The organism is Pantoea sp. GL120224-02 (genome assembly GCF_900215395.1).
GTDB classification, from domain to species: domain Bacteria; phylum Pseudomonadota; class Gammaproteobacteria; order Enterobacterales; family Enterobacteriaceae; genus Pantoea; species Pantoea communis.
In genome coordinates, this window is sequence record NZ_OBEC01000008.1 from 119,181 (window position 1) to 137,889 (window position 18,709).

General features: G+C 56.1%; 21 protein-coding genes and 1 riboswitch. Of the genes, 14 read left to right on the forward strand and 7 right to left on the reverse strand.

Going from position 1 to position 18,709, the window contains the following annotated elements:
- Positions 1-238 precede the first annotated feature (238 nt).
- From mdcA to mdcH, 8 genes are all read left to right on the forward strand, one after another.
- Entirely contained in the window at positions 239-1,894 is a 1,656-nt protein-coding gene (gene mdcA, locus CRO33_RS16045; protein ID WP_097118796.1) for a malonate decarboxylase subunit alpha, read from the forward strand.
- The gene (locus CRO33_RS16050; RefSeq protein ID WP_097118797.1) at positions 1,894-2,745 is read left to right on the forward strand and encodes a triphosphoribosyl-dephospho-CoA synthase; all 852 of its coding nucleotides are present in this window, start codon (positions 1,894-1,896) and stop codon (positions 2,743-2,745) included. The genes mdcA and CRO33_RS16050 overlap by 1 nt, the downstream gene beginning before the upstream one ends.
- A 13-nt stretch (positions 2,746-2,758) precedes the next feature.
- The gene (gene mdcC / locus CRO33_RS16055; RefSeq protein WP_097118798.1) at positions 2,759-3,058 is read left to right on the forward strand and encodes a malonate decarboxylase acyl carrier protein; all 300 of its coding nucleotides are present in this window, start codon (positions 2,759-2,761) and stop codon (positions 3,056-3,058) included.
- Positions 3,051-3,887: a biotin-independent malonate decarboxylase subunit beta gene (locus tag CRO33_RS16060; protein ID WP_097118799.1), complete on the forward strand. Its 837-nt coding sequence runs from the start codon at positions 3,051-3,053 to the stop codon at positions 3,885-3,887. The genes mdcC and CRO33_RS16060 overlap by 8 nt, the downstream gene beginning before the upstream one ends.
- Positions 3,884-4,684 (forward strand): biotin-independent malonate decarboxylase subunit gamma, encoded by an 801-nt coding sequence (mdcE, locus tag CRO33_RS16065; protein ID WP_097118800.1) that lies wholly within the window; start codon positions 3,884-3,886, stop codon positions 4,682-4,684. Before CRO33_RS16060 ends, mdcE begins: the two co-directional genes overlap by 4 nt.
- Positions 4,685-4,824: 140 nt before the next feature.
- Positions 4,825-5,784 carry an AEC family transporter gene (locus CRO33_RS16070; RefSeq protein ID WP_058961684.1) on the forward strand — a complete coding sequence of 320 codons (960 nt, stop codon included), beginning with the start codon at positions 4,825-4,827 and terminating at the stop codon, positions 5,782-5,784.
- 2 nt (positions 5,785-5,786) lie between these two features.
- Entirely contained in the window at positions 5,787-6,395 is a 609-nt protein-coding gene (locus CRO33_RS16075) for a malonate decarboxylase holo-ACP synthase (RefSeq protein WP_097118801.1), read from the forward strand.
- Positions 6,392-7,291 carry a malonate decarboxylase subunit epsilon gene (gene mdcH, locus CRO33_RS16080; protein WP_097118802.1) on the forward strand — a complete coding sequence of 300 codons (900 nt, stop codon included), beginning with the start codon at positions 6,392-6,394 and terminating at the stop codon, positions 7,289-7,291. The genes CRO33_RS16075 and mdcH overlap by 4 nt, the downstream gene beginning before the upstream one ends.
- Here the strand turns inward: mdcH and CRO33_RS16085 are convergent.
- The 7 genes from CRO33_RS16085 to CRO33_RS16115 form a co-directional block, all read right to left on the reverse strand.
- Positions 7,273-8,220 (reverse strand): LysR family transcriptional regulator, encoded by a 948-nt coding sequence (locus tag CRO33_RS16085; RefSeq protein WP_097118803.1) that lies wholly within the window; start codon positions 8,218-8,220, stop codon positions 7,273-7,275. The two genes, mdcH and CRO33_RS16085, sit on opposite strands and share 19 nt — an antisense overlap.
- 92 nt (positions 8,221-8,312) lie before the next feature.
- The gene (locus CRO33_RS16090) at positions 8,313-9,692 is read right to left on the reverse strand and encodes a Fic family protein (RefSeq protein WP_217992813.1); all 1,380 of its coding nucleotides are present in this window, start codon (positions 9,690-9,692) and stop codon (positions 8,313-8,315) included.
- A gap of 256 nt (positions 9,693-9,948) precedes the next feature.
- On the reverse strand, positions 9,949-10,794 hold the full coding sequence (locus CRO33_RS16095; protein WP_097118804.1) for a metal ABC transporter permease: 846 nt from the start codon (positions 10,792-10,794) through the stop codon (positions 9,949-9,951).
- The gene (sitC, locus tag CRO33_RS16100) at positions 10,787-11,650 is read right to left on the reverse strand and encodes an iron/manganese ABC transporter permease subunit SitC (RefSeq protein WP_097118805.1); all 864 of its coding nucleotides are present in this window, start codon (positions 11,648-11,650) and stop codon (positions 10,787-10,789) included. Before sitC ends, CRO33_RS16095 begins: the two co-directional genes overlap by 8 nt.
- On the reverse strand, positions 11,634-12,419 hold the full coding sequence (locus CRO33_RS16105; protein ID WP_097118806.1) for a manganese/iron ABC transporter ATP-binding protein: 786 nt from the start codon (positions 12,417-12,419) through the stop codon (positions 11,634-11,636). The genes sitC and CRO33_RS16105 overlap by 17 nt, the downstream gene beginning before the upstream one ends.
- Positions 12,416-13,285 carry a metal ABC transporter substrate-binding protein gene (locus CRO33_RS16110; protein WP_441339544.1) on the reverse strand — a complete coding sequence of 290 codons (870 nt, stop codon included), beginning with the start codon at positions 13,283-13,285 and terminating at the stop codon, positions 12,416-12,418. Before CRO33_RS16110 ends, CRO33_RS16105 begins: the two co-directional genes overlap by 4 nt.
- A 276-nt stretch (positions 13,286-13,561) precedes the next feature.
- Positions 13,562-13,999 carry a 6,7-dimethyl-8-ribityllumazine synthase gene (locus CRO33_RS16115; protein ID WP_097118808.1) on the reverse strand — a complete coding sequence of 146 codons (438 nt, stop codon included), beginning with the start codon at positions 13,997-13,999 and terminating at the stop codon, positions 13,562-13,564.
- A 177-nt stretch (positions 14,000-14,176) separates the two neighbouring features.
- Positions 14,177-14,296, forward strand: a riboswitch (TPP riboswitch).
- Between the two features lie 115 nt (positions 14,297-14,411).
- Between CRO33_RS16115 and CRO33_RS16120 the strand changes: the two genes are divergently transcribed.
- The 6 genes from CRO33_RS16120 to CRO33_RS16145 are packed head-to-tail and all read left to right on the forward strand — an operon-like array spanning position 14,412 to position 18,702.
- Complete coding sequence (locus CRO33_RS16120) at positions 14,412-15,356, forward strand: FAD-dependent oxidoreductase (protein WP_097118809.1); 945 nt, start codon at positions 14,412-14,414, stop codon at positions 15,354-15,356.
- A complete protein-coding gene (gene thiS, locus CRO33_RS16125; protein WP_034830370.1) occupies positions 15,340-15,537 on the forward strand; it encodes a sulfur carrier protein ThiS in 198 nt (65 codons plus the stop codon). Before CRO33_RS16120 ends, thiS begins: the two co-directional genes overlap by 17 nt.
- 3 nt (positions 15,538-15,540) lie before the next feature.
- Positions 15,541-16,299 (forward strand): thiazole synthase, encoded by a 759-nt coding sequence (locus CRO33_RS16130; RefSeq protein ID WP_097118810.1) that lies wholly within the window; start codon positions 15,541-15,543, stop codon positions 16,297-16,299.
- Between the two features lie 9 nt (positions 16,300-16,308).
- Entirely contained in the window at positions 16,309-17,274 is a 966-nt protein-coding gene (locus tag CRO33_RS16135; RefSeq protein ID WP_097118811.1) for a HesA/MoeB/ThiF family protein, read from the forward strand.
- Entirely contained in the window at positions 17,271-17,984 is a 714-nt protein-coding gene (locus tag CRO33_RS16140; protein WP_097118812.1) for an ABC transporter ATP-binding protein, read from the forward strand. Before CRO33_RS16135 ends, CRO33_RS16140 begins: the two co-directional genes overlap by 4 nt.
- Positions 17,968-18,702, forward strand: a complete 735-nt coding sequence (locus tag CRO33_RS16145) for an ABC transporter permease (protein ID WP_097118813.1) — start codon at positions 17,968-17,970, stop codon at positions 18,700-18,702. Before CRO33_RS16140 ends, CRO33_RS16145 begins: the two co-directional genes overlap by 17 nt.
- Positions 18,703-18,709: the final 7 nt, after the last annotated feature.

The window sequence follows — 18,709 nt, forward strand, 5'->3', positions numbered from 1 at the left end:
GGCCTTAGGGCCGCACACAGCTACCTGACATTATTCACATCTCAACCCCTTACTCCTCCCAAAGCAGCGGTACACAATTCTCCCCATCAATCGTTGACCAACCGCAAATTTCCATCATCTCAATCATTACTCTCAGGCTAACGATCCCACCTTCAGGTTGATTGATGGCATCACCGCTTAAGACCACACTTTCCTGCGTTGACGTAATCGAGCGATTCGCTCATTCAGGAGGTTAGTCATGTCATCAGGACAACAAACGGCGCGGGTGTGGAATACGCGCCGTACCGAGAAACAACGGCGACAGGCGTCGTTGCCGGTGCAGGGCAAAGTATTACCCACCGATCAAATGGTTGAGATGCTGGAAAAATTAATCTCGCCTGGCGACCGCGTCGTACTGGAAGGCAATAACCAAAAACAGGCCGATTTCCTCTCACGTATGTTGGCCGAGGTTAACCCGAAAAAGGTGCACAATCTGCATATGATCATGCCGAGCGTGGGTCGCAGTGAACACCTCGACATCTTTGAAAAAGGCATCGCCCGCAAGCTCGATTTCTCCTTTTCCGGCACGCAAAGTCTGCGTATTTCGCAGCTACTGGAAGACGATCAGCTGGAAATCGGCGCGATTCATACCTACATCGAACTCTACTCTCGCCTCTACGTAGACCTCGCACCGAATGTCGCGCTGATCGCCGGATACAAAGCTGACCGTAAAGGCAATCTCTACACCGGGCCAAGTACCGAAGACACGCCAGCACTGGTCGAAGCGGCTGCTTTCCACGACGGGATTGTGATCGCGCAGGTTAACGAACTGGTGGACGACGAGTGTGATCTGCCGCGCGTGGATATTCCTGGTTCGTGGATCGACTACGTAGTAGTAGCTGACAAACCCTTCTTTATCGAACCGCTGTTTACCCGCGACCCGCGTCTGATCAAACAGGAACACATCCTGATGGCGATGATGGCGATCAAAGGCATCTACGCCAAACATCAGGTGCAATCGCTCAATCATGGCATTGGTTTCAACACTGCCGCCATCGAATTGCTGCTGCCAACCTACGGTGAGCAACTCGGTCTGAAAGGCAAAATTTGTAAACACTGGACGCTGAACCCGCACCCCACCTTAATTCCCGCCATCGAAAGCGGCTGGGTCGAGAGTGTGCACTGCTTCGGTGGTGAACTGGGGATGGAAGAGTACATCCGCGCGCGCCCGGATATCTTTTTCACCGGGGCCGATGGTTCGATGCGCTCTAACCGCGCCATGTGCCAGCTGGCAGGTCAGTATGCCGTCGATATGTTTATCGGCTCAACGCTGCAAATCGATGGCCTGGCAAATTCCTCAACGGTTACGCGCGGTCGCCTTTCTGGCTTCGGTGGTGCGCCAAATATGGGCCACGATCCGCACGGTCGTCGTCATGCCACTGCCGCCTGGCTGGCAATGAAAAATGGCGAAGATGCCATGGAACGTGGTCGCAAGCTGGTGGTGCAGATGGTGGAAACCTTCCAGACAGGCGTGAAGCCGACCTTCGTAGAAAAACTCGATGCCATTGAAGTGGCGAAAAACTCTGGAATGCCGCTGGCGCCGGTAATGATCTATGGCGATGACGTCACGCATGTGCTGACCGAAGAAGGTATTGCCTATCTGTATCGCGCGCAGGATCTCGAAGAGCGTCGGGCGATGGTGGCGGCGGTGGCCGGAATTACCGATATCGGTCTGGGCGTGGATGCCAAACGCGTCGCTGAACTGCGTCGTAGCGGCAAAGTGGTGTTCCCGGAAGATCTTGGGATTCGCCGATCTGATGCCACGCGTTCGCTGCTGGCGGCCGGTAGCGTTGCCGATCTGGTCGAGTGGTCGGATGGCCTCTACAACCCACCGGCAAAATTCCGGAGCTGGTAATGAAACGACTTGCGCCGCAATCGGTTGAAAGCCACCTGCATCAACTGGCACAGCACGCCACCGATTGCCTGATCGAAGAAGTGAACCTGACGCCCAAGCCGGGGCTGGTGGATCGTCGCGGCAGCGGCGCACATCAGGATCTCTCGCTGGCGCTGATGGAGCGTTCTGCCCGCAGCCTGACCCCGACCTTTTATGCGCTGGCGCAACAGTGCTGGCAGCGTCCAGCGGATATCGCACTGCGCGAAACCGTGGGCCGCCTTGGTCGCGAAGGGGAGCGTCAGATGATGGCTGCCACCGACGGGGTGAATACCCATCGTGGCGCGATCTGGGCATTGGGTTTGCTGGTCAGCGCGGCGGCGATGCGCGGCGGTGAGGCAAGCAGCGATCAACTCTGCACGCGTGCCGCTGAACTGGCTTGTTTACCGGATCGCCACGCACCCAAAACCTTCAGTAAAGGGTTACGTGCCGTGCATCGCTTTCAGGTGCCGGGCGCACGTGAAGAAGCGCAACAGGGCTTTCCGCATATCACGCAGCTGGCATTGCCGCAGTTGCAGCGCAGTCGAGAAGCCGGGGCCGATGAAACCGAGGCGCGGCTTGATGCGTTGATGGCGATTCTTACCTCGCTCAGTGACACCTGCGTGCTCAACCGCTCAGGCATGAACGGTTTGCTGACCTTACAACGTGGTGCGCACGCGGTGTTACAGGCGGGTGGTACTGCGCACATAGCGGGTCGTCAGGCTTTACAACAACTGGATAGCGCGATGCTGGCGCTGAATGCGTCTCCCGGCGGCGCGGCTGATTTACTCGCCGCCACGCTGTTTATCGATCGCGTCAGCATCGCCACTCATTGATTAAGAGGTTGCTATGGAAAAGATAACGTTGTCTTACCCGGCACGTCGCACGTTTAGCGGAAATGCGCTGGCGGGCGTAGTGGGATCGGGTGATATGGAAGTGCTGTACCGCGCGGATAACAGCGCCTTGCTCAGCGTGGCGATCACCACCTCGGTGGATAACAGCAAAGCGCGTTGGGATGCGTTGTTCAGCCGCCTGGCGGAACTGACTGAGCTACCGGCGGGCCAACTGGTGATCCACGATTTTGGTGCCACGCCGGGCGTTGCGCGTATTCGCATCGAACAGGTGTTTGAGGAGGTGAACCATGCGTGATGACAGCAGCTTTATCGAATTACGCGCCCGTCAGCGTGCGCTGGCATTGCTGGACAGCGGCAGTGCGCGCGAACTGCTCGATCCGTTCGAAGGCGTGATGTCTCCCTGGCTGGAGAAACAGGGCATTGTGCCACAAGCCGATGACGGCATGGTGGTGATGAAAGGCACGCTTAACGGCAATCCCACCGTGGTAATTGCCATTGAAGGCACCTTCCAGGGCGGCAGCATGGGGGAAGTCTCCGGCGCAAAAATGGCGGGTGCACTGGAGCTGGCGGCTGAAGACAACCGCAACGGCATTCCGACGCAAGCCATATTGTGTCTGGAAACCGGTGGTGTGCGGTTGCAGGAGGCCAATTTGGGGCTGGCGGCGATTGCGTATATTCACGCCGCCATCGTCGATCTGCGTCAATACACACCGGTGATTGGCATTGTTGCCGGGACCGTTGGCTGCTTTGGCGGAATGTCGATTGCCGCCGCGCTGTGCAGCCATTTGATTGTGACGCGTGAAGCACGTCTGGGATTGAATGGCCCGCAGGTGATTGAGCAGGAAGCGGGCATTGATGAGTATGACTCGCGTGACCGCCCATTTATCTGGAGCATGACCGGTGGCGAGATTCGCTATCAAAGCGGGCTGGTCGATGCGCTGGTGTCAGACGGTGTCCAGGCGATGAAAACGGCAGTGGATGCAGCGTTGGCGCAAGGGGTTCCGGCACAGCATCGCAGTGAAAACTATGCATTTTATCTTGAGCGTTTAAGCCATTTCGATACCGCTCAACAGGCCAGCACAGCCACCATTCATCAGGTCTTCCATACGGAGGTGAAATCATGAGCGCACACAACAGTCGGGGTGAGCTGTGGCTCAGCCAGTTAACCGGCGGCGCTGCCAGCCACACAGGGCTTTGCCCGTCCGTGCAGGTCGCGGATGCCGAACTTAATGGCGAAACCGCTCGTTTCATTGCTGTCGTTCCGGATGCGCACAATCGCTATCCACGCGCTGCGCAAGGCGAAGTCGGTTTGCTGGAAGGCTGGACGCTGGCAAAAGTGGTGCAAGAGACCATTGCGGAAGACGCCGCAAACGCAGTGAAGCGACCCATCATTGCGGTGATTGATGTGCCAAGTCAGGCTTATGGCCGCCGTGAAGAGGGCTTTGGTATTCATCAGGCACTGGCGGGCGCTACGGGCGCTTATGCACAAGCGCGTCTGGCCGGGCATCCGGTGATTGGGCTGATCGTGGGTAAGGCAATGTCCGGCGCGTTTCTGGCGCACGGTTATCAGGCCAATCGACTGATCGCGTTTAACGACCCGGCCGTGCAGGTGCACGCCATGGGTAAAGCCTCGGCGGCGCGTATCACCCTGCGTACCGTGGAAGCGCTGGAGAAACTTGCTGCCAGCGTACCGCCGATGGCCTATGACATCGGTAATTACGCCACGCTCGGCCTGTTGTCATCTCTGCTGGACATCACCCATCCGGATGCGCCGACGGCCGAAGAGATCACGCGTGTTAAAGCCACGCTGGCGGAAGCGATTGACGATACGCGCCGTGTGCCGGGTCGAGGTTCGCGCCTGGCGGCACCGAATCGTCAAAGCTCGGCACTGGTGCGCGAACGTCTGCGCGCCAGTTGGTAATACCCTAATAATAAAAAGCATTAAATCAACCTGCCGGCTGTCAGTATGCCGGACGCACGCGGCGTCCGGCCTCTGCGGCAACTGATAAATTCAACACCATCGCGTCAGTACTCACTCTTTTAATAACAAACAGGTGATTTATGACTTACGTGATTCTGCATGCTCTGGCTCCGATCTTCATTATCATGTTGCTCGGATTCTGGGCCGGCAAAGCCAAAATGGTTGATAACAAGAACGTCTCTTTGCTCAATATTTTTGTGATGGATTTTGCGCTGCCCGCCGCGTTGTTTAGCGCCACGGTACAAACGCCGTGGAGCGGGATTGTGGCGCAGATGCCGCTGATTGTGGTGCTGACGCTGGCGATGTGGGTGGCCTACGCGGTGCTCTATTTTGTTGCCACTAAAATCTTCAAAAAGTCGCCACAGGATGCGGCTGTATTGACGCTGACTGTTGCGTTGCCTAATTACGCAGCGCTAGGTTTGCCCATCCTTGGCAGCGTGGTAGGAGAAGGTTCGGCGACATCGCTCTCTGTTGCCGTCTCCATTGCCTGCGGTTCAGTGCTGATGACCCCCTTCTGCCTGCTGATTCTCGAACGTGAAAAAGCGCGTACCGCCGGGGAAACACAGCGTTCAACGCTGGCGATGCTGCCGGTGTTGATGTGGCGTTCGGTGAAAAAACCGATTGTGCTGGGACCGCTATTGGGCGTGGTGCTGTCAGCCATTGGCATCAAAATGCCGGATTTGGTGCTGGCCGCGATTAAACCGCTCGGTCTGGCTGCCACCGCCGCCGCACTGTTCCTGACCGGGGTGATCCTCTCGGCACGTCAGCTGAAAATCAACAGCATGGTGATCAGCTCGACAGTGACCAAACTGCTGATCCAACCGTTACTGGCGTGGGGCATTGTGATGTTGTTTGGTTTGCACGGCACCGTGGCGATCACCGCGATTCTGATGATTGCGCTGTCAGCCGGTTTCTTTGGTGTGGTATTTGGTAATCGCTTTGGTGTGCAGTCACCGGATGCCGAAGCGGTACTGTTACTGAGTTCGCTGCTGTCGATTGTGTCACTGCCGCTGTTTATTAGCCTAACTTCAGGAATGTAATCATGAATATCCGCCCACACGATCTGCTCTGGCTGCACGCTGATACCACGCTGCTCGACATTAAGGAAAGCTGGGTGGCGCAACAGTGGAACGCTCAGCAGCCGGTCGTGGTGCGGCGTGATGTGATGCGGCAGGATCGCATTCCGATTGGCGTGCGTGGCAGTGCACGCCATCAACGGGCGGCGGGATGGGTGCGGGAGCAGGATGTGCTGCGGATTGATACACCGGAGGGGCTACTGGCGCATGCAAGCGATTCTAAGTTTCGCGCATTACCCACGGTTGAGGCAGTGATGCAACTGCATCAGCAGCGCTGGTCATGGTCGTGGGGCGTGACCGGCAGCACGGGATTCGCTCTGGCGACCGGGTTGCCGGTGCTGCATGCCACGAGCGATCTCGACCTGTTAATTCGCGCACCGTTGCCGTTGCAGGCGGAGAAATATAAGGCCTGGCAGCAGCAACTTGCACGTTTACCCTGTCGTGTAGATACCCAGATAGAAACGCCGGTGGGGGCGTTCGCGCTTAATGAGTGGCTGCGTGAGGGGCGCGTGTTGTTAAAAACCGCGCGCGGTCCCCGTCTGACACATCTTCCCTGGACGGAGGAAATCGAATGAAAACGCTGTTCACTTTTCCGGGACAAGGCACGCAACGGCCTGCCATGTTGCAGTCGCTGCCACGCGATAAGACCTGGCAGGTGGCGCATCAGGTACTGGGTGATGACCTGTTGCAGCTCGATTCGGCTACCGCACTGCAACATACGCGCGCGGTACAACTGGCGCTGCTGATTACGGGCGTGTCGGCGGCACGCCAGCTGATATCCCGCGGATTACAGCCCGATATGGTGTGTGGCCTGTCAATTGGTGCGTATCCTGCGGCGGTGATCGCAGGGGTTATAGATTTTGCCGATGCTCTGCACCTTGTGGCGCTGCGCGGTGAACTCATGGAGCAGGCGTATCCGCAGGGCTATGGTTTGACGGCGATCAGTGGTATGACGCTGGCACAAGTCGAAGCGCTGGTGGATGGGCAAACCAGTTTTATCGCCAACATCAATGCTGAAACACAGATTGTGATAGCGGGTAGTGACAGTGCCATGGCGGCAGTGGCGCAGCAGGCGCTGGCGCAGGGGGCACAGCGAGCGCAGCGGCTGGCGATCAGCGTGCCTTCACACTGTGCACTACTAGATAGCCCCGCGCAGCAACTCAAAGCCGCTATCGATAAGGTCAGGTTGCAACGTCCACAATTCGCTTATCTCAGCGGCAGCAGCGCCCGCGTTCTCTGGCAGCCGGAACGGATTGCTGACGATCTGGCGATGAACATGGCGCGCAGCGTGCGCTGGCATGACGCGATGGTGGCGGCGAAAGAACGCGAAGTGCGTCTGGTGATTGAGATGCCGCCCGGTGAAGTGCTGACGGGCTTAACGCGCAGCGTGCAGTGTCAGGGCGAATGTATTGCCCTTGAGCGCAGCGGTGCTGAACTGGCGCTGCGTCTGTTTCAGCGGCTGGCGCGCTGAACTTTTTCCTGCAAACTCAGGGCGAACATACGCCCTTCAGCCACCAGGGCCAGCAGGTTCGGATCGTGTTCGCGGTTGCGCGGAAACACGATAGCGATCTGCTGCCGCATTTGATACGGCTCGGCTAAGCGGAGAAAACGCAGATCGTTTTCATACTGCTTACGCATCCTGCCCGGCACCAGCGAATAGCCCATGCCGGCCTGCACCAGACTCAGCATCGAGAAGATGTCATTCACGCGCGTGACGATGTTGGGTTCAAAACCGGCCACGTGGCAGGCTTCCTGAAAACCGGCAAAGGTGGCAAAACCTTCGGCTAGCGAGACAAAGGGTTTGTCACTGTAGCTGCGCAGATCGATATCTTCCTCGCTTTTATCATCGCCACCCGCTGGCACGGCGAGGAAGATGTCATCCTGGAACAGCGCGACCTGCTCAAAAATCTTTTCATCAATCTCGGCTTCGCTGACAGAAATGATAATCGCATCCAGCTGATTGTCTTTCAGCGCGCGCAGCAGCAAATCATTAGAACCCATGGTGAGGTTGAGTTCTAACTCGGGGCGGCGCAGTTTCATTTTCATGATCAGACGCGGCACGGTTTCCAGCGACAGAGAATATAAGGTGCCCACACGCAGATGCCCCAGACCGATACCTGCAGTGCGTCGTGTTTCATCAATGCCCTGACTCAGCGTGGCCAGCGCTTCCCGGCTGTATTCCAGCAGCGTCGTAGCGGCGGGCAGTGCCACCAGGTTGCGGCCTTTATGTTCAAACAGCGGACAACGCAAACTCTCTTCCAACGTGTGCAGCGCACGATGCACGCTCACGGTGCTGATCCCCAGCGTTTCTGCCGCTCTGGCGAGGTTTTCCGTTTCCATGTAGCAGCTGAAAATCAGCAGCTTGCGGATGGTGAGATCATTGTCGAGGGTGAGTTTCATGCCGGTTTCACGTCGTAAATCAGGGGTGCCACTATAGCGTTAAGTCGTGACGCGGGTTAGTCAAAAACGGGTGTGAACATTGCAAGTCGGCCTCACAACTTACCTGGCCGACCCTGACGAATCCACTGCTCCGTTAACGATATTGATAGGCGATACCGGGCACAATTTAACGTACTCAATATGCGTAACTCGTTCTGTAAAAGCTGCATGAATCGCGCTCTGTCTTCAGGAGCAAGATCAATTACCTGCATCGCAGAGTCAATATTCTGACCCTCTGCAACGATTAAGCGAATAGTGGTGTTTAAATCTTCTCTGTGACGAAGTCTAAACGGATCCGGAACGCCCATGGCTTCCAGTGTGACGGCATAGCGTTTGATTGAACGACGATATAAATGTTCGAACAACTCAACGGCTAAAGTCACGTCACGTTTTTCATAGATTCCCATCATTGCGTAGGCATAGCTTGTGACATCAGCATCAAGAAAGGAGAGTGGAGCACTATTGTAGATCATGAGTGGAATATTTGCGGCCAGCCTGCTGGTTCTTTTATTCCCGTCTTCAAAGGGTTGCAGATAAGCGATATTGACCCACAGGAAAAAGGCTGACTCCACAGGATTATTAATCAGCCGTGATTTTTTGATAATGATGTCGAACATTTCTTGTAACAGGAACGGTGCCTGTAGTGGAGTGTAGGTCGTTCCCGAAATATTCACGATTTTGCGTCTGATCGCTCCCAACTCGTCAGAATTTGACAATAAATCATGCATCAATAAAGCATGTAAGTTGCTGATTACCGGCCCAGTTAATCCAGATTCAGGGACTGCATCGACCAAAAACTCTATTGCCTGTTTATGATTAAGCAGCATGACGGCATCTAAATCATTTGATGCCGCGCCACCTTTGAACAGTTCTTCGGTGGCCAGCAATGAATATCGGTTTCCTTCAAGTTGAGAAGATGACCAGGACAAATCAATGAGCAATTGCTCCAGAACTTTTCGCGCGTAGGTACCTGCGGGCTGTTGCCCTGCCATTTTGCCTTCATTCATCAAGGCCAGGGCTAGCGTCTGGGGCAGGAGGAACGTTTCGTTCGGAATATAATTGTCCACGAAGCTTCGGTCATACCCGGAAATATCCCTTACTGACAGGGGTAAGTTTAGATACTGATGCAATGATTGAGCTGTAGTGAGGGAGGAGGAATGATATTCAGGGGTCTTCTCCGTCACCGATGAACCGTATTGGGGTAGCTTGTTCAAGGGCGCCAGCGCGGTATACCGAGTCCCCCGTCCTACGCCGTGCCGGGTAATTTTGCTTTGACCAAGCAAAACCTCGATATGCCGTTTGATCGTAGAACGACCCACACCAAGACGGCCCGCGAGGTCACCGGAACTAAGCGAAGACTCGGCACTTGCGATAGTTGAGAGAATTTGGTGTTGAAGGTTTGAAAGATCATCTGGGGAGGTTGGCTGGATCAAAATCGTATGCCTCTGGGATTAGCTTAAAATCCATAAATCAGAAATCTACCTGGCCCGTGCTTTGCACTCGCTGAAAGCTTAAGACCAGGTAGATTTGTGGCCCATATTGAACGTTAATGATCCATGATATCGATATTTATGGCCCACACTAAACATTTACGGTCCATTATAAATATTTTACAGCCCATTTCACTCATTATCGGCCCAATAAATTAAATTTATGGCCCAATCTTGAAATTTGCGGCCCGGAATCACTTTATTTGATAGCCGCTAAGCCGCGACCATTCGCTCTCTCGCGCCAGCTCACACTCTCAAACGTCACCACAAATAACAGGCTATACAGCACCACGATGGTGGGGCCCGGCGCGCTATCGAGGAAGAAGGACGCGTACACTCCGCAAAATCCAGTCAGGATGGCAATCAGCGCCGCCAGCAGCATGACCTGTAAGAATCGCCGCGCCAATAGCAGTGCGATCGCTCCTGGCGCGATCAGCATGGCGATAGACAAAATCACTCCCACCGATTTCAGCGCGGCAACGATGGTCAGCGCAATCAAACACAGCAGCCCGTAATGCATCACATTAGTGTTGATGCCACAGGCGCGCGCCTGTTGTGGGTCAAAGGCATGCAGCAACAAATCGCGCCATTTCACACTTAGCACCAGCACCACCAGCAGCGCAATGGCGGCGGTTTGTGCGATATCCGCCCAGCCAATACCCAGCATATCGCCGAACAGAATGTGGTCGAGATGGACTTCCGGTTTCAGTTTTAGGTAGAGCACCAGTCCGGCACCAAACATCCCCGAAAACACAATGCCCATCACGGTATCAGGCTTGATGCGGCTATTCTGGCTGATAAAACCGGTGGCGAGTGCACACAGCATGCCTGCGATAAAAGCGCCAATCGCGAAAGGAAGGCCGATCCACCACGCCAGCACCACGCCGGGAAATACCGCGTGACTCATGGCATCGCCGAGCAGTGACCAGCCTTTTAACACTAAAAATGCGGACAGCATGGCGCACGGCAGCGACAAAATCAGCGTGATGATCAGCGCCATATTCATAAATTCGAATTCGAAAGGACTCAGCAGTATTTCAATCATTGAGGTTGATCTCCTGCGCCAGACGAGCGCGTCGCCGGGCCGCCAGCACGCCATGTTTAGGCGCAAACACAAACGCCAAAAGGAACACCAGAGTCTGTGCCACCACGATCACGCCGCCAGTGGCACCATCAAGGAAATAGCTGCTCCACGCGCCAAGGAAGCTAGTGATGCTGCCGATAGCCACGGCAATCATCAACAAACGCGGGAAGCGGTCGGTGAGCAGATAAGCGGTGGCGCCCGGTGTCACCACCAGACAAATCACCATAAAGGCGCCAACGGTTTGCAACGCGGCAACGGTGGAGGCGGCGAGCAGGGTAAAGAACAGGATCTTTAAGCCGGTGGTATTCAGTCCAAGCGAGCGCGCGTGGCTTTCGTCGAAGAACGTCACCATCAAATCTTTCCACTTCAGCAGCAACAACGTCAGCGTCACCACGCCGATGGTGCCGAGCTGCCAGATATCAGCGGGTGCCACGGCGAGAATGTTGCCCAGTACGATGGTTTGAATATTGACCGACGTCGGATTGAGCGACACCAGAAAGAGCCCGATGCCGAAGAAGGAGGAGAAGATCAGTCCGATGATCGCATCCTCTTTCAGGCGCGTGCGCTGGTTAAGGAACAGCATGCTGCCCGCCGCCAGTCCGCCGGAGAGAAAGGCTCCAAGCGAGAAGGGCAACCCCAGCATGTACGCGCCAGCTACGCCCGGCACTATCGAATGTGACAGCGCATCACCAATCAGCGACCAGCCTTTCAGCATCAGAAAGCAGGAAAGAAACGCGCAAATCGCCCCGACCAGCGCGGCGATCCACATCGCATTCAGCATGTATTGATAGCCAAACGGCTCAATAATCCACGACATGATCCGCCCCCGGTTGCGCGGCTATCTTCTGCAACAGTGCGGCATTGCGCTGCTGTACCTCACCGTCAAAGGTGCGTGCCAGATTGGCGGCGGTAAAGGTGTCGCGCAGCTCGCCGCTGGCTAGTACGGTGTTTTTCACCAGCACGCAGCGGTCGCAGTAATCAGGAATGGTGTTGAGGTCGTGCGTGGAGACCAGCATGGTGCGGCCCTCATCGCGCAGCTCCTGCAACAGGGCGATGATCGCCGCTTCAGTTTTGACATCGACGCCGGTGAAAGGCTCATCCAGCAGGATGATTTGCCCACTCTGCGCCAGCGCACGTGCCAGGAAGACACGTTTTTTCTGCCCGCCGGAGAGTTCACCAATCTGACGATGGCGGTAATCACTCATCCCAACGCGTGCCAGCGCCTCATCCACGCGGCGTTTGTCCTCCGCACGCGGGATACGCAGCATGTTCATATAGCCGTAGCGGCCCATCATCACCACATCTTCCACCAGCACCGGGAAGCTCCAGTCCACTTCTTCCGACTGTGGCACATAGGAGACGATATTGTGTTTCAGCGCACGCTTCGCGGGCATCTCTGCCAGCGTGACCTGACCCGTCGAAAGCGGCACGAAGCCCATAATCGCCTTAAACAGTGTGGATTTCCCGGAGCCGTTGACGCCCACCAGCGCGGCGATGCTGCCCGCTGGCACGGAGAAAGATGCCTGACGCAGCGCAGTGTGACCGTTGCGGTAGGTGACGCTAACATCCTGCACGTTTAAGGTCATTTTTGGCTCCCGGCGGTGATGCCTTTCACCACGGTATCAGTGGTCACGCGCAGCAGATCAAGGTAGGTCGGAACCGGCCCGTCACTGTTGCTGAGAGAGTCAACATACAGCACGCCGCCGTAGTGAATACCCGCTTCACGCGCCACCTGTTGGGCCGGCTTGGCGGAGATGGTGCTTTCGCTAAAGATGGTCGGAATATTTTGAGTTCTGACTGCATCGATCACTTTGCGCACCTGTTGCGGCGTGCCCTGCTGATCGGCATTGATCGGCCACAGGTAAAGCTCTTTAAGTCCCAAATCACGCGCCAGATAGGAAAATGCGCCCTCACTGGTCACCAGCCAGCGCTGGTTTTCCGGCAGTTTTTCAATCTCCGCGCGCATCGGCGCCAGGGTTTGCTGGATTTGCGTTTTATAGCGATCCGCATTGGCCTGATAAACGGCGGCATTGGCAGGATCGTATTTTTGCAGTGCTTTACGGATGTTATCGACGTAAATCAGCGCATTGTCTGGTGACATCCAGGCATGCGGGTTGGGTTTGCCGTTGTAAGGGCCTTCGGTGATGCCTAAGGGCTCAATGCCTTCGGTCACCGTAACTTCCGGCACGCCTTTCAGGCGCTGGTAGAAGCGGCTAAACCACAACTCCAGGTTAAAACCGTTTATCAGGATTAAATCGGCGCCCTGCGCGCGACGAATATCGCCGGGGGTTGGTTGGTATTCATGGATCTCCGCACCGGGCTTGGTGATGGATGTCACGTCGGCGGCATCACCTGCGACGTTCTTTGCCATGTCTGCGATCACCGTGAAAGTAGTGACCACTTTGAGTTTGTCGGCAGCAAATGCCGAAGTGCTCATCGCGAGCGTAAGCATCACAACCGATACAACGTGCCTGATCAACATAGTCATCCCCTGAGAAGTATAGCCTGTGCTATACATTATAGTGAATGCTATGAATGTGAAGTGTTTTTGTACACCTTTTGCTGTTTACGACAAAAATTTACGTAAGTTGAAGTAGCAGAGGAGAGTAATGAAAGTGGCTTATGCGATTTTCGAAATAACGTAGAACATATTGTTCTTAAGGGCAGGGAGGTATTATTGAGAGCAAGAACACTTCACCACGAATAATGAAGTGTTCCTGAGAGGGAATTAATCGATCGACAAATTATGAATCGACAGCGCAGCACGCGCGGCCTCTTTGCCTTTCTTAATAAAGTGTTCGGTATAGAAGTTTTCCAGCACATCGACCGGCTGGAAATTGTGCGGCGTCAGTGAGACAGAGAACACTGGCACATTGGTGGTCAGCTGAACGTTCATCAGGCCATCAACCACGGCTGCAGCAACGAAATCGTGACGATAGATACCGCCATCCACCACCAGCGCAGCCGCTACGATCGCGTCGTATTTGCCGGTTTCCGCTAAGCGTTTTGCCAGCAGCGGCATTTCAAATGCGCCCGGCACTTCCAGCACTTTTAATTCCGCTTCAACGTTCTGTGCTTTTAATTCTTGCTCAAAACCCACCAAAGCATTGTGCACAATCTCTTTGTGCCAACCGGCTTTAATAAAGGCAATTCTAATATTTTTCATAAGGAGTCCAACATCACCTGTAATTTCTTTGCGCTTGAAAAGTAGCAATAATGCCTTTGTATACCATATGTTACGTTTTCGATCCAGAACGTGCACGTAGCGATAAATGCCATGCGATGACGTGATGGCTATCTGCGGCAATCCGTGCTTGACGGCGACCTGCGCCTGCAATACAAATAGACGCGTCGGGGGAGTCTCGCCAAAGAGACTGAGAGGCTAAAAGCGCAATGCGCGGCTTAGCGACCCTTTGAACCTGACCCAGTTGATACTGGCGTAGGAAGACTGACAGCACCGATCCGGTGTTGTCTGGCGCAGAGGATCGCTCGCGCCCTTTCCCTCCTCCTGTATCTGCGGGTCTCAGTCAACACTGAGAGGCCGATGTGAATTCCCTTTATATCCCGGATAACCTGCTGTGAGCCGCTGGACGGTATTAGGCTGCGGCGTGGCAGGCCTGTGCGTGGCAACGCTGCTGGCTGAACGCGGCGAAGAGGTCGACGTCATTGGCGACGACTCCCGCCAGGCCGCGTCGTGGTTTGCTGGCGGCATGCTTGCACCCTGGTGCGAATCCGAAAGTGCACCGCAGGAAGTGATCTCTCTCGGTCAACACGCTGCTGGCTGGTGGCAACAGCGTGTCAGCAGCGTGGCACATCAGGGAACGCTGGTGGTAGCGCCACCGCGCGATAGCCAGGAACTGACTCGCTTCGCACGCATGACCGAACAGCACCAATGGGTCGATCCCGGTGAGCTTGAACCTCTGCTGGCCGGGCGTTTTGCGCGTGGGCTGTTTTTTGCCGAGGAGGCGCATCTCGACCCGCGCCTGGCGCTCACCGAAATGCGCGAAAAGCTGTTACAGCGCGGCGTGCGTTTTGATGCACAACACCCTTCGGGTCGGGTGATTGATTGTCGTGGCATGCATGCCAAAGCCGACCTTCCGCGTCTGCGTGCGGTGCGTGGCGAGATGGTGATTCTGCACAGCGAAGAGGTGCAGTTCTCGCGTCCGATTCGTCTGTTGCATCCGCGCTTTCCGTGCTATCTGGTGCCGCGCAGTAACGGCCATTTCATGCTGGGTGCCACGATGGTGGAAAGTGACGATGACAGCGCGATCAGCGCACGCGCCTTGATGGAACTGCTCAGCGCGGCATACGCCATTCATCCTGCTCTTGCCGAAGCCCGCGTGGTGGAAAGCGGCAGCGGTTTACGTCCTGCTTATCCGGCCAACCTGCCGGAAATCCATTATCAAAACGACACTTACTATCTTAACGGCATGTATCGCCACGGTTTTCTGCTGGCGCCAATGATGGCAGAACAACTGATGCAGCGCCTTTTCGGGGAACAATCCTATGAATATTCAGCTTAACGGCCGGGCGATCCGCACTGAGGCCAGCACGCTCAGCGAATTGCTGATCGAGCAGCAAATTGATGCCGCCTGCGTTGCCAGCGCTTTCAACGGCAACTTTGTACCTAAAAGTCAGTACAGCAGCCAGCAGCTGGAAGAGGGCTGTCAGTTGGAAGTCTTGTCCCCGATGCAGGGAGGTTGAAACATGTTTTACGATTTCACTCCCCAGTCACGTTTTCTGCTTGGCACCGCGGGCTATCCATCACCGGCGATTCTGCAACAGGCCATTGCCGCCTCTGGCACGGAAATCATCACTGTGAGTTTGCGTCGTGAAGGCGCGGCGGGTGCGGCTTTTCGCGAGATGCTGACCGGGCTGGACATTCGCGTGCTACCGAATACCGCAGGCTGCCACACGGTGAAAGAGGCGGTAACCACCGCGCAGATGGCGCGCGAGCTGTTTAATACCTCGTGGATCAAACTGGAGGTAATTGGTCATGCCGACACGCTCCAACCCGATCCTTTTGCACTGGTTGAAGCGGCACGCATCCTGTGTGCGGACGGTTTTCAGGTCTTCCCGTACACCACCGAAGATTTGATCGTCGGTGAGAAGCTGCTGGAAGCCGGTTGTGAACTGCTGATGCCGTGGGGTGCGCCGATCGGTTCCGGGCAGGGCCTGCGCAACATTGAAGGATTACGCGCGATGCGGGCATGGTTCAGCGACATCCCGTTGATAATTGATGCAGGCATCGGTGCGCCATCACAGGCCGCGCAGGCGATGGAGATGGGCTTCGATGGCATCCTGCTCAATACTGCCGTGGCGAAAGCCGGCGATCCGGTTGGCATGGCGAACGGGTTCCGTCTGGCGATTGAAGCGGGACAGGCCGCACGCAGTGCTGGTTTGATGGAGAAGCGCGATATGGCGGCAGCTTCAACACCGATCTTCGGTCTGGCGAGTTTGAGTTAAGGAGCCACCATGGATCGCTATCAACGGCAGATGATGCTGCCGGAAATCGGTGTCGAAGGTCAGCAAAAGCTGGCGGATGCGCGCGTCCTGGTGGTGGGGGCAGGCGGGTTGGGCGCTACATTACTGCCGCAGCTGGTTGGCGCAGGCGTCGGTTTTATCCGCCTGTGTGACGACGATGAAGTGGCCTTACACAATCTTCATCGCCAGACGCTGTTTACGATGCAGGACATCGGTCACAGCAAGGCAGCACGTGCGCAACAGGCGCTGTTGCAACGTAATCCCGAGGTGCAGATAGAGGTGGTGCCACGGGCTATCGGCGCCAGCGATCTGCCGCACCTCCTCACGGATATCGATCTGGTGATTGATGCCGCTGATAACTTCGCGGTGACCTATCAACTCTCCGACGCCTGTCTGGCAACGCAGATTCCTTTGATCAGTGCATCAGTATTAGGTCGTCAGGGCTACGTCGGTGGCTTCTGCGGCAGCGCGCCGAGCTATCGGGCACTGTTTCCACGCTTACCCGCCTCCGCAGCCAACTGTAACACCGCAGGCGTGATGGGACCGGCAGTGGCGACTTTGGGTGCAATGCAGGCGCAGATGGCACTCAGCGTGCTGTTGGATCTGCAACCTTCACCCCTCGGCAGTGTAATCAACTGTGACTTCATCAACTGGCATATGCGCGCATTTCGTTTTGACGGCGCGGAAGAGCCAGAAAACAGCGTGCCCTTTATCGATGAGCAACTGCTGACGAAAGATGATTGCATTGTCGAGTTGCGCAGTGTGGAAGAAGCCCCCGTCAGTGTAGCGAACATTGTCGAACGCATTCTGCCGCACGCCCTAGTCGATTGGCAGCCGCCGCAGGATCGGCGCATCGTGCTGGTATGTGCCAGCGGCATTCGCGCGGCGCAGGCGGCCTCGGTGTTGGAAGCGCGAGGGTTTACCCGTCTGGCAATGTTGGCGGCAAAGCGACTATGAATCCGATCGGATTTAATGACATCACCTTTAGCTGGGGCGAACAGGCGCTGTGCCAGCAACTCAATCTGCAACTGCGCGGCGGTAAAACCACGGTGCTATTAGGGCGTAGCGGCATTGGGAAAAGCACCTTATTGCGGCTGGTGGCGGGTTTGCTGCAGCCGCAACAGGGCGAAATCAGTGGCTTACCGGGCAAAGTGGCGTGGATGGGGCAACAGGATTTGTTGTATCCGTGGCTGACGGTGCTGGAAAACGTGATGCTTTCCGCTCGGCTCAACGGTGAAAAACCGGACCGCGCGCGTGCGTTGGCGCTGCTTAAGCAGGTGAAGCTGAGTGAGGTAGCGCAAGCCTCACCGGATAAGCTTTCAGGCGGGATGCGGCAGCGTGTGGCACTGGCACGTACACTGTATGCCCAACGCGAAGTGGTGCTGATGGATGAGCCCTTCGCCACGCTGGATGTGATGACCAAACTCAGTCTGCAAACCCTGACTGCCATGCTGCTCAAGGGCAAAACGGTGCTGCTGGTTACGCACGATCCGCTTGAAGCCTGCCGTATGGCCGATGACATCGTGCTGTTGCATGGCCAGCCGTTAGCGGTTGAAAGCTGGCCGGTGCCTGCGGGTGATGCTCCCCGATCCCTTGATGATCCTCGCCTGCTACAGGCGCAGGGCGAACTCTTTTCCCGACTGAATCAAGATGAAAAAACTGTTTAGCGCGATCTATCTGATCGCGGTGCTGCTGTGTGGCTGGCTGCTGGCGCGGCAGCATGGCGTGCCTGACTTTTTGCTGCCTTCGCCACTGGCGGTGTTGGAGGCATTATGGCTGCATCGCCAGCTGCTGGCGCATCACGCGCTGTTTACCCTGGCAGAGATTGTGCTGGCACTGCTGCTGGGCGTTGGGACGGGCGTGACGCTGGCGGTCCTGATGGCAGGCAGCCAAACGCTGCGTCGCGTGCTGTTTCCGCTCGTGACCGCCAGCCAGGCGATTCCGGTGTTTGCGCTGGCGCCACTGCTGGTGTTGTGGCTGGGATTTGGCATCGCCTCCAAGGTGGTAGTCGCGGCGTTAATCGTTTTCTTCCCGCTGTGTCTGTCGCTATTTGATGGCCTGTGCCGTACGCCCTCCGGCTGGCTGGAACTGGCGGGTACGCTGAATCCTTCACGTGCGCGGATTTTCTGGCACGTGCGCTGGCCCGCAGCGCTCCCGCAGTTCTTTTCCGGTTTGCAGATGGCGGTGGTGCTGGCCCCGATTGGGGTGGTGATTGGCGAATGGGTCGGTGCCAGCGAAGGGCTGGGCTATCTGATGATGCAATCCAACGCCCGGCTGGAAACGGCCACCAGCTTTGCTGCTTTGTTGCTGTTATTGATGCTGGCGCTGCTGCTCTCCGGCGGCGTCGCATTGCTGCGTAAAAAATTCCTCTGGCACTCAACATAAGGACGTC

Excerpts from the sequence above, each read along its gene's own strand:
- mdcA (WP_097118796.1), top strand. The coding sequence starts at position 239 with ATGTCATCAGGACAACAAACGGCGCGGGTGTGGAATACGCGCCGTACC.
- CRO33_RS16050 (WP_097118797.1), top strand. The coding sequence starts at position 1,894 with ATGAAACGACTTGCGCCGCAATCGGTTGAAAGCCACCTGCATCAACTG.
- mdcC (WP_097118798.1), top strand. The coding sequence starts at position 2,759 with ATGGAAAAGATAACGTTGTCTTACCCGGCACGTCGCACGTTTAGCGGA.
- CRO33_RS16060 (WP_097118799.1), top strand. The coding sequence starts at position 3,051 with ATGCGTGATGACAGCAGCTTTATCGAATTACGCGCCCGTCAGCGTGCG.
- mdcE (WP_097118800.1), top strand. The coding sequence starts at position 3,884 with ATGAGCGCACACAACAGTCGGGGTGAGCTGTGGCTCAGCCAGTTAACC.
- CRO33_RS16070 (WP_058961684.1), top strand. The coding sequence starts at position 4,825 with ATGACTTACGTGATTCTGCATGCTCTGGCTCCGATCTTCATTATCATG.
- CRO33_RS16075 (WP_097118801.1), top strand. The coding sequence starts at position 5,787 with ATGAATATCCGCCCACACGATCTGCTCTGGCTGCACGCTGATACCACG.
- mdcH (WP_097118802.1), top strand. The coding sequence starts at position 6,392 with ATGAAAACGCTGTTCACTTTTCCGGGACAAGGCACGCAACGGCCTGCC.
- CRO33_RS16085 (WP_097118803.1), bottom strand. The coding sequence starts at position 8,220 with ATGAAACTCACCCTCGACAATGATCTCACCATCCGCAAGCTGCTGATT.
- CRO33_RS16095 (WP_097118804.1), bottom strand. The coding sequence starts at position 10,794 with ATGATTGAAATACTGCTGAGTCCTTTCGAATTCGAATTTATGAATATG.
- sitC (WP_097118805.1), bottom strand. The coding sequence starts at position 11,650 with ATGTCGTGGATTATTGAGCCGTTTGGCTATCAATACATGCTGAATGCG.
- CRO33_RS16105 (WP_097118806.1), bottom strand. The coding sequence starts at position 12,419 with ATGACCTTAAACGTGCAGGATGTTAGCGTCACCTACCGCAACGGTCAC.
- CRO33_RS16110 (WP_441339544.1), bottom strand. The coding sequence starts at position 13,285 with ATGCTTACGCTCGCGATGAGCACTTCGGCATTTGCTGCCGACAAACTC.
- CRO33_RS16115 (WP_097118808.1), bottom strand. The coding sequence starts at position 13,999 with ATGAAAAATATTAGAATTGCCTTTATTAAAGCCGGTTGGCACAAAGAG.
- thiS (WP_034830370.1), top strand. The coding sequence starts at position 15,340 with ATGAATATTCAGCTTAACGGCCGGGCGATCCGCACTGAGGCCAGCACG.
- CRO33_RS16130 (WP_097118810.1), top strand. The coding sequence starts at position 15,541 with ATGTTTTACGATTTCACTCCCCAGTCACGTTTTCTGCTTGGCACCGCG.
- CRO33_RS16135 (WP_097118811.1), top strand. The coding sequence starts at position 16,309 with ATGGATCGCTATCAACGGCAGATGATGCTGCCGGAAATCGGTGTCGAA.
- CRO33_RS16140 (WP_097118812.1), top strand. The coding sequence starts at position 17,271 with ATGAATCCGATCGGATTTAATGACATCACCTTTAGCTGGGGCGAACAG.
- CRO33_RS16145 (WP_097118813.1), top strand. The coding sequence starts at position 17,968 with ATGAAAAAACTGTTTAGCGCGATCTATCTGATCGCGGTGCTGCTGTGT.